The organism is uncultured Maritalea sp. (assembly GCF_937139385.1).
Taxonomy (GTDB): Bacteria; Pseudomonadota; Alphaproteobacteria; order Rhizobiales; family Devosiaceae; genus Maritalea; species Maritalea porphyrae_A.
Map to the genome: position 1 here is coordinate 1 of NZ_CAKZPW010000042.1, position 6,006 is coordinate 6,006.

At 48.8% G+C, this 6,006-nt stretch carries 4 protein-coding genes; 3 read left to right on the plus strand and 1 reads right to left on the minus strand.

Translation table 11 applies throughout. The features are described from left to right. Window positions 1-10: 10 nt before the first annotated feature. A complete protein-coding gene (locus Q0231_RS01740; RefSeq protein ID WP_299344272.1) occupies window positions 11-1,048 on the minus strand; it encodes a TRAP transporter substrate-binding protein in 1,038 nt (345 codons plus the stop codon). Window positions 1,049-1,212: 164 nt separating this feature from the next. Here Q0231_RS01740 and Q0231_RS01745 point away from each other — a divergent pair, with 164 nt between their 5' ends. The 3 genes from Q0231_RS01745 to Q0231_RS01755 all read left to right on the plus strand — a co-directional run bounded on the left by Q0231_RS01745 (window position 1,213) and on the right by Q0231_RS01755 (window position 5,776). Next, window positions 1,213-2,331 (plus strand): DUF4147 domain-containing protein, encoded by a 1,119-nt coding sequence (locus Q0231_RS01745; RefSeq protein WP_299344275.1) that lies wholly within the window; start codon window positions 1,213-1,215, stop codon window positions 2,329-2,331. Window positions 2,332-2,525: 194 nt separating this feature from the next. Beyond that, window positions 2,526-3,749 carry an ABC transporter substrate-binding protein gene (locus Q0231_RS01750; protein WP_299344279.1) on the plus strand — a complete coding sequence of 408 codons (1,224 nt, stop codon included), beginning with the start codon at window positions 2,526-2,528 and terminating at the stop codon, window positions 3,747-3,749. Between the two features lie 74 nt (window positions 3,750-3,823). After that, window positions 3,824-5,776: an ATP-binding protein gene (locus tag Q0231_RS01755; RefSeq protein WP_269394565.1), complete on the plus strand. Its 1,953-nt coding sequence runs from the start codon at window positions 3,824-3,826 to the stop codon at window positions 5,774-5,776. The last annotated feature ends 230 nt before the right edge of the window (window positions 5,777-6,006 follow it).

The following is a 6,006-nucleotide window of genomic DNA, read 5'->3' on the forward strand; positions in this document are numbered from 1 at the left end:
TTGGAGGGAACTATTTCAAGTAGGCGTTTGATTTCCAAACGTTGTATTCTGAACGGAACTCTTGAAGCGCTGACCAAGCTTCTGCGAAGGTTGCAGACTCTTTTTGCAGCTCTTCTGCCACCACCGCCCAGTTTTCTTCAAACACGGCCAATTGTTCATCACTCCACTGGCGAATGTTCACACCGTGATCATTTTGCAGACGGGTCAGTGCAGCACCATTGATGGCCTCACCTTCGGCCAACATGTTGGTAAAGGACGCGCGGCAGGCCGTGCGAATTGCGAGGCGTTGACCATCACTCATACCGTTCCAGATATCTAGATTGATGATGAAGTCCTGCAATGTTGATTGCTGGTGCCAGCCTGGGAAGTAGTTGTATTTTGCCAACTGATAAAAACCTGCGTTTTCATCCACGGCGGGCATAGAGTATTCAGTTGCATCAATTGTGCCCCGTTCTAAAGCGGGATAAATGTCGCCGCCCGGCAACAGTTGAGTATCAACACCGAGTTTTTGCATGACACGCGCGCCAAGGCCGAAGAAACGCATTTTCATGCCTTTCAACTCATCCAGGTTATTGATTTCTTTGCGGAACCAGCCGGCTGTTTCAGGGGGGGAAACACCACAGATCTCTGAATGAACGTTGAACTTGCTGTAAAGCTTCTCATTCAGCATTTCCGATCCACCACCATAGAACATCCATGCGGCATATTCGCTGGCACGAGGTCCAAATGGCACAGCGGAGAACAATGCGAACGCGATGTCATTTTTTGTGTGATAGCCGGGATTTGCCCAGCCCGCATCGACGGTGCCCGAACCCACAGCGTCCAGAATCTCAAATGCGGGAACCAATGCGCCCGGTTCATAGAATTTCACTTGGACATCGCCACCGGTGATGGCGGTTACCGTTTTTGCAAAATCAACGCCAGAAGTGCCCAGCAACGGTTGTGAGGATGGGAATGATGAACCCATCTTCAGCTTCACTGGTTCTGCGATGGCTGTGCCGGTTAGACAAATAGCAGACATTGCTGCTGCAATTACGAGATTTTTCATAGTACCTCCCATGTTAACAATGGTTCGTCATTTAGACCAAATAATGCATTGTGTAAATAATTATTTGCTATTTTGGTATTTTAATTATGCCAAATTTGACATTTTTAGCTTGAATGGACTGCTTGATTAGGCTACTTGCTGGCAAAAATGCAAAGGTTCCTGAGATGCAACAGACGTTAAAACAGCTTTTCAATGTGGGGGTTCAGGCCGTTCTGGGTGAACCTTGTGTTTTTGATGCGTTGGTGCAGTCCAAGATTTGCAACCCTGTTTCAATTTTATCGGTTGGAAAGGCTGCTGCATCGATGTTGGAAGGGGCGATGGCAGCACTTCCAAATTTTGAAAATGCTTTGATGGTTACAAAATATGGGCATGGTTCCAGCCAATTTGCTGATCCCCGTATTGAGGCATTGGAGGCTGCTCATCCGATCCCGGATGGGGCCAGTCTTCACGCCGGGCAACGAGTGTTTGATTGGGTTTGTTCTCGCCCACAAGAATCTACCCTTCTATTTTTGTTGTCCGGCGGAGCGTCGTCGCTTGTCGAATTGTTAAAGCCAGAATTTACCGAGAAAGATTTGCAAGCTCTCAATCGCAATGCGTTGGCAAGTGGAGAGGATATTCTGACGATAAATCAAGACCGCACAGCGATATCAGCAATCAAAGGCGGGCAGCTCTTGCCGAACTTTCCAGGTAGGGAGGTTGAGCTTTTGTATATTTCCGACGTCCAAGGTGATGCGCTAGATACCATTGGTTCAGGTATTGGATCTTGCGCGTTGAACCCTCGTTTTGATTTTCACTCGCGAATTGTTGGATCAAACCAAATTGCGCGCGCTGCTGTTGAGGCTGAAGCGAAACGTCTTGGCCTTCGGGTTATTGAGAACGTTGAGAATCTTTATGCAGATGTGGGTGATTTGGCGCTGAAGTTAGCCAATCGAATAGAAACAGGTCCATGTGGTCTTTATATCTGGGGCGGCGAAAGCACCGTTCGGCTCCCTTCGAACCCTGGAATTGGGGGACGAAACCAATGCCTTGCTTTAAGATTTGCGCAGGCCATTGCTGACCAAAGCAATGTACTAGGGCTTTTTGCAGGCACTGATGGGACTGATGGCCCAACCAAATATGCGGGCGCGCTTGTTGATTGCGAAACATTCCGCTCGGCACCCGGCGGCGATAGTGCGATCAAACAAGCAAATTCTGGTGCGTTCCTTGATGCCGTGGGCTCAACTCTTCATACAGGGCCGACCGGTACCAACGTGATGGACTTGGGGCTTGTCCTAAAATCATAGAGCAAATGACTGCGCAAAGAGACCATTTTGATCTGGAAATTGCGCCTTCCCGCAGCTTCGACAATATGGCGTTTGGAAATGCAGGGGACAATTTGCTCTTGAAGTGGAAACGTGAATTCAGATTGTCTTCACAATGCATTTCGATATAAAAAGCAAGAATGGCCATTGTTCGTTTTCTCCGCTTAGCTCTCATAATGTGCATCACGTTGGCGTTGAGCTCCGCTGCGTACACGCAGGGTAATTCTGTTACGCAAGACCGCACTTTGCGTATCCTAACGTCGATGTCTGAACGGGTTTTTGCACCCTATGTTCAGCGGTTCGAAGCACTGAACCCACATACAAAAGTCCTGGTTTTGAACAAAAACACCAACCACGCTTTGGGTGAAATATCTCTTGGCAACAAGCGAGGGTTTGATCTTTTTTGGGCGTCGTCACCAGAAGCATTTGACATGCTGGAGACCTTTGATCACCTCGCGCCGATTGAAGGTGAAACACATCATGCCTTTGCCCTGTCGTCGTTGGGTTGGAGCTGGCGCAAAGGCAACATGGATGTGCCGCCACAAAGCTGGAATGATTTGTTGGACGAGAAATATGAAGGGAGGATAGGAATTGCGCGTCCTTCACGATCGGGAACGACACATCTTTTGTTGGAGCAATTTTTGCAAGATAGAGGGTGGGAAGAGGGATGGGAGTATCTGCTCGCGCTAAGTTCAAATTTTGCGACGATCACGTCGCGCAGTTTTGGGGTGATCGATGGTTTAAAATCCGGCCGGTTCGACATTGGGCTGAGTATTGATTTTCTTGCCATCTCCGAGCCTGATATTGCGTTTCGATATGGCCGCCCTGTCATGCTTGTTCCAGCAAGAATAGCCAAATTGCGCAACGGCGCTGCGCCAGCGCTTGCCGAAGAATTTGTGGCGTTTGTTCTTTCGCGTGAGGGCCAGCAAATATTGCTGTCGCCTGATTTGAACCGTATACCGATTGACAAAGAACTGCGGCAAACATTGAGCTATTCTTCTTATCCTTCACTTGAAGCTGCGCTCAAGCTGAGCTGGGCAAGTTATGATCCAAATACTGCTGCGAGGCGATATTGGATGGTCAATGAGATTTTTGATCAGTTCGTTACCAATCAATTTAGCCGTCGGCGCACCGTCTGGCATAAAATCAGAAGCCTAGAGAAGCGTTTGAAACTCGACAATAAAAGCATGCAAAGTTTAAACAGGGCAAAGACTTTCCTGTTGACGATGCCGATCAGCGAACACCAGATCGCAACAATGCAACCAAGTCCAATGCCCGGTCCGGGTGCACGATATGCTCCCAATACTGCGGAACAAAAAGTGTTCCAGCAAAACTGGCAACGCCAAGCTGACGAGCTGCTGGCACAAGCTGAAAATGAGCTACGGAACATTGGCCAATGACCGGCTGGTCTAACCCTACAATCAGGTCAAAACTGGTCCAATGGTTTCCGAGTGCTTTCAGTGTTTGGGGGCGCTTGTTTGCATCTTTCGTTCTGATTTCTGCGATTATGTTCGTAATTGCGGCGTCAACTGTTGTGCAGTTCACCCAGCTTGGCGACGATTTGACTGACATCGTGCAAAATCAAATGCCTGAAATTGTGCAGGTAAATGAGATCGCTGCAAGCGTTACTGAGTTGGCGGCCATGGCAACGCTGCTTGGTGAACCTCATTTGCGTGCAGACCAGCCTGAGTTTCAATCGCGGCTCAATCTGGCGATTTCTGTGCTTGCGGAAAAAATCAAAATTGCTTCAGAAACGGGTTTGGTCAGTGCTCAGAGCGAAATCGAAGGGCATATCAATTTGTTGTTAAGCCAGTCGGACAATCAGTTCTTGCTGGAAAAGGCGATGATCGGACGGGCCGAAGAAATCCGATGGCTGCAAGCCGATTTTCAGGGTGAGATCTCACCGCTCTTGCTCGATATCTCCTTCAATATCGAGAATGCCATTTCACAATTGGCCGAGGCACAAGGGGAGAGCTGGTTTCAAGCAGAATTCGAATTGTTGAGAAGTGAGAGTTTCAAGCGAGACTTGGTGCAAGACGCTGGCCGTGAAGGAGCATTTGCAATCACAGCGATGCTGCAAGCGACCAATGTGCAGAATATTGAAAGCCTTGATCAGTTCGCTGATATTTCAGCTGAAAGCCTTGATCGTGCATCCCGATATCTCGGTGAACTCGGTGATGCGGGTGGATTAATCACCTTAAAGCAATCACTTGATAGGCTTCGCCAACTCTCTGAAGGTGAGGACGGAATCTTTTCGCTTGGCCGACGCCTGGTTCAAACAAGACAGTTGGTTTTTCTTGAATTGGCGGCAACGCAACAAAGTCTTTCTCGATTTCAAAGTAAGCTTTCTGCAATAGGTTCTGAACGACGTAATATTGCAGCGCAGGTTGCTGGCAGTGCCTTAGAGGGCATGCAAATGGCGAGCGGTAGAGTGGTTGCGCTGACCATCGCGGGCCTTTTGGCTGCAACCGCAATTGTTGTGTTTTATGTTCGCCGGCGGATTGTTGCGCGCCTTCGTGAATTGTCTGTGACTTTGCGGGCAATTGCGCGGGGGGAAACAGAAGGTACACCAATACCGAGTGGTAGTGATGAGATTGGGCGGATGGGACACGCTGTTGAGGTGTTTCGTCGTTCGGTTCGTGAAAGGGAAGAAAACCTTTTGCGGCTTGAAACCGAAATCGTTGAACGTGAACGAACGAACCAGCAATTGCAGAAAACACAGGCAGATTTGGTGCAGGCCGGAAAATTGGCGGCGCTGGGGCAATTGTCGGCAGGGATTTCACACGAACTCAATCAACCTATTTCTGCGACACGGTTTGCTGCGCATAACACTCTTACAAGACTGCGGGCCGGAATTGATGAACAGGCAATGGAAAAGGCGCTACTGAAAATCATAAGGATGACAGATCGAATGTCGGCGCTGGTAAAGCAGTTCGCCCGTTTTGCACGCAGGTCTGACTATACAGTCGCTCGTATGTCTCTTTTGCAATCTGTAGATCGTTCTATTGAGCTGTTGCAAGCGCGACTGGCCGAGCACTCAAATATTGCAATTGAAATTGTTCGGGACGGGCTTGACCATGAAGTGCTGGCGGATCCTTTGTTGGTTGAGCAAGTTTTGGTGAATTTGATTTCGAATGCAGTAGATGCGATTGAAGAAGCTAGCCAACAAGACGGATTGATATCCCTAACGGGAAGTGTTTCAGGTCAGTTCTTGACCATTACGATAAAGGACAATGGCGTTGGGTTACAGCATACGTCTCAAGATCCGTTCGATCCATTTGTAACAACAAAAGAAGTTGGTAAGGGGACAGGTTTGGGGCTCAGCATTTCCTATACGATCGTTCAAGATCTTGGCGGCACATTGCGGCTTGAAGACAATATTGGTGCGGGTGCATCCGCGCACCTGGAGCTGAGGCTTGCAACATGAAGAAACGCCAGAAACAAGAAATCATTCTCGTCGATGATGTAGTCGGGAATCGTTTTTTCTTTGAGGTGTTCGGTTTTGTAATTCTCTACTCCATGACTGCGCAGGTATTCTGAGGCTTCTTTGAGATGCCAGAGGGCCTGTCGCTCGTCGAGGTTTGCGGTGGTGATGGTGATGCTGAGATCGAAAGGCGCTGCGAAGGACACGAATTCGCGCAAGGTTCGGGCCGCGTT